Source organism: Acidiphilium sp. (genome assembly GCF_049977125.1).
Lineage (GTDB): Bacteria > Pseudomonadota > Alphaproteobacteria > Acetobacterales > Acetobacteraceae > Acidiphilium.
The window spans coordinates 1-3,330 of the sequence record NZ_JBMFGY010000236.1 but is presented as its reverse complement, the minus strand read 5'-3'; the positions used below and the strand labels follow the sequence as shown (position 1 = coordinate 3,330).

Annotated in this window: 5 protein-coding genes; all 5 read left to right on the top strand. The window is 59.9% G+C overall.

All coding sequences use genetic code 11. From position 1 onward, the window contains the following. Window positions 1-650: hypothetical protein (locus ACP5E6_RS17365; protein WP_427956325.1), on the top strand; the 650-nt coding region annotated here is incomplete at its 5' end. Between the two features lie 10 nt (window positions 651-660). After that, window positions 661-972, top strand: a complete 312-nt coding sequence (locus ACP5E6_RS17360; RefSeq protein WP_427956323.1) for a hypothetical protein — start codon at window positions 661-663, stop codon at window positions 970-972. Between the two features lie 95 nt (window positions 973-1,067). Next, window positions 1,068-1,364: a hypothetical protein gene (locus tag ACP5E6_RS17355; protein WP_427956321.1), complete on the top strand. Its 297-nt coding sequence runs from the start codon at window positions 1,068-1,070 to the stop codon at window positions 1,362-1,364. Next, entirely contained in the window at window positions 1,361-1,879 is a 519-nt protein-coding gene (locus ACP5E6_RS17350; protein ID WP_427956318.1) for a hypothetical protein, read from the top strand. Before ACP5E6_RS17355 ends, ACP5E6_RS17350 begins: the two co-directional genes overlap by 4 nt. A gap of 13 nt (window positions 1,880-1,892) precedes the next feature. Beyond that, window positions 1,893-3,330: hypothetical protein (locus ACP5E6_RS17345; RefSeq protein ID WP_427956316.1), on the top strand; the 1,438-nt coding region annotated here is incomplete at its 3' end.

Genomic DNA, 3,330 nt, shown 5'->3' with positions numbered 1-3,330 from the left:
GCGCCTTCTGGATCTTGTATTCCAGCCGGGCATCGAGCCGCCCCGACTCAATCGCTACGGGAATTGTTTATTCTGGGAATAACGCTGATTCCTCTAATGTTTTGACATTCGCGGGGGCTTATTCCTCAAGCGATCGTCTAGGGTTTGGTGAGTCTGACTTCATTAACAACCCAGGCACCTTAACGGGTGGTTTTTCGTGGGTGCAGCTTCTTTCAACCGGTATCCCATCGACCACCGGCATGGGCAGCGGTGAGATTGCAAATCTATCGCCAACCGGAACGATGAAGCTAACCGGCGGATTAATAGCGTCTACATCGGTAGTATGGGGCGATGTCACCATTCCAGCAACGATAAACGCAGGACAGGGTGGTTTTTTGGGATGGAACAACAAAAATTACGGCGCGGAATGTGACTATGTAAACTATCGCCCCTCTAACACAGGGGTTGGCGGTCATGCTTGGTGGGATTTTCAAATTGGCGGTAGCGCGGTTCTCTTGGCGCAACTACTTGGAAATGGGAATTTCATTCTCACCGGCTTCCTCCAACTCGCTAACGCTTACGTCGCCTCGTCGTTTACCCCCACCGGAACTGTAGCGATCAAAGATTCAACTGGCACCACGTACTACGTGGGCGTCTCTGCAACCGCATAAGGATTACAACATGCTCCGCTCCATCCCCCTCCGCACCTTCGACGCGCCGATCTCCGACACCGAAAACCTCACCAGCGCCATGCTGTTCCGCACCGCCGTAAGCGCACCAAAACAGGGTGGCGTGACGGTCGATTCCATGCGCCGCGCAATGATCGTACTCGACGGGCTAGACAAGGCATCCGATGCGCTATTGCTCGACGAGGCGCATTGGCAGTTTCTTCGTGATGCGATGAATACTTGCCCATGGGGCGCGTTCTCGCCGCATATCGTCACGGCGACCGATGACGTGATTAACGCGGAAAAGGTCGATCCGAATAAATGACCCACCCCACCCTCATCGCCCGCATAGCCGCCCGCGCGGCGGATACGATCACGGCCTAGCGCGGCGCTGATCTTTCACTCTTATAGGAGGCTTCTATGACCGTCAAAACCACCAGCAAAGCCGCCTGGCTGAGCGTGCTTGATCGCCTGTCCGAACCATCGTCCTACGCCGGCATTGCCGCCATCCTCGGGGTTGCGGGCGTCACCGTCCCCATGCCGGTCCTCCATGACGTGATGCTGGCCGGATCGGTGATCGCCGGCTTGGCCGCAATCGTCATCAAGGAAGGCTGGAAGGCCGCGCTCGATGACGCCTTGCCAATCGTCGAAAGCACCGCGGCGGCGGTCTCCCAATCTCCCCCCGATTCCAACACAACCGAAAGCAAGCCCCAATGACCCTCTCCCGCCGCGCCCTGTTCGGCACCGCCTCGCTTGGCGTTACCGCGCTCGCACTCGCCGCTTGCACGACTGGCACGTTCGGCAATCCGCTCGGGACTACGATCACCGTGAACTTGGCGGCCGCGCAGGCCGAGGCCAAGGCGATCCTCGAAGCGGTGCAGATCGTCGCCGCGTCCGCAACCGTCGCGCTCTCCAAGGCGGCGCAAGTCTCGCTGTCGAACGATCTCAACGTGCTCACGACGGCGGTGTCCGAGTTCGCCGGGCTTCCGTCCGGTTCGACCAGCATGGCGGCCTTTGCTGGTGACGTGGTGACCGCCATCGGCGCGGTCATGGCGCTCCTGCCGCTGCCATCAGGCACGGCGCTCGCAGTCGCTGAGGGCGTGGCGCTGATCAAGGCGCTGATCGCCGGGCTGTCGGCCATCACCATCACGACACCGGTTGCGACCGGTGTTGCAAAGGCAAGTCTGTCGGCTCGGGTGATCGCCGCGCCGATCCCGATCCCGCTGTCCTGAATAGGAAATCACCATGTCCGCATCCACCGGCAACATCCTGCCGCCGACCTTCCCTGCACTTTCATCTGGCGCACTGTTCAACGAGCGTTTCACCGCGCCCATCACATCGAAGTCAGATTACGTTTCATTCGGCCATCTATTCCAGCGCGGTCAACTCGCGACCGGGCAATCCCTCGCCAGCGCCGCGCCGACGCAGATCGACGCCCTGACGCGCTATTCTGATGGTTCGATGTGCTTGGCACAGGTCACGACGCAGATCCCCGCGCAAACCGCCGCGTCCGTGTTCTTCAATGAGTTCTCGCCCGTCACCGCGACCGCAACGCCGATCGACCTCGCGACCGCGATCGGTTCGCACACCCTGACCGTTGACATCACGCCAACATCCGGGGCGGCGAACCAGCGCCTCACCGCGCCGATCTCGGTCGATCTCATGGCAGCGCTCAAGGCGACAACCTCGCCGGTCCTGACGCGCTCCGGGCCGCTGGTCACGACCGCTTATGTCAACGTCGATCGGATTGACGGCGCGACCGGCATCATGCGGGCTTATGCGTGGGTCTCGTTCTACGCCGATGGATCAATGGGCGCTCGTGTTGTCGTCGCCGCCGATATCACCGATATCGAGATTGCTCCATCCGATTACCCGCCGCGCAATAGCGATGTGTGCGCCTATTCCGCGACGATCACGGCTGATGGTGTGGCTTCGACCTATTCCGACATCGTGCAGTGGTTCAGCGGGAAATGGGATGCGCTGGTAGGGTATCAGCCCGTCATCGCGGCATACGGCAATCCGGTTGATCTGCTTGCCGCCGACTGCACGCGCCCTTACAACCTGGCGCTTGGTGTGCTGCCTGCCACCGTTGCGGACTATCAGAACGTTCCGGCATACGCGCCGATGCAGGATACCATCGTGACCGAGTATATGCCCACTGTCGGCGGGCGCAATGACATTGGCGAGGACTTCTTAGCCGATGTGGTCGCGCTGATGACCGGCGATGCGGGCGCGATCTCCGCTATGCTTGGTGCGGCTCGCGTATCCGGCTCGATCCCGTGGAACTACTACAACCCCGCGACGGGCGCTTACTGGTCGCCTTATGACGCGACCCCGAACAATCTCCCGCTCTGGACAGATCCTGTCGATGCGAGCGGCAATTGCATTCCGATCAACGCGGCATCGTCACCGTGGATGACCGATCCGGCGCACATGCCTGACCTCACATATCTTCCGCTGCTGATGACGGGCGACCCGTACTATGCCGACCTTCTGGCGGCTCAAATGTCCTTTTCGCTGGTCGGGGAATGGCCCTATCAGCGAGGGAAAACGCTAGATATTGTTGTGAATGGGGGCCAAGTGCGGGGGGACGCTTGGCAATTCCGCACGTTGCTATACGCAGCGTATGTACTAGAAATATTAAGCAAAGATGGTGTATATAAAAATTTTATACGCCTTATTG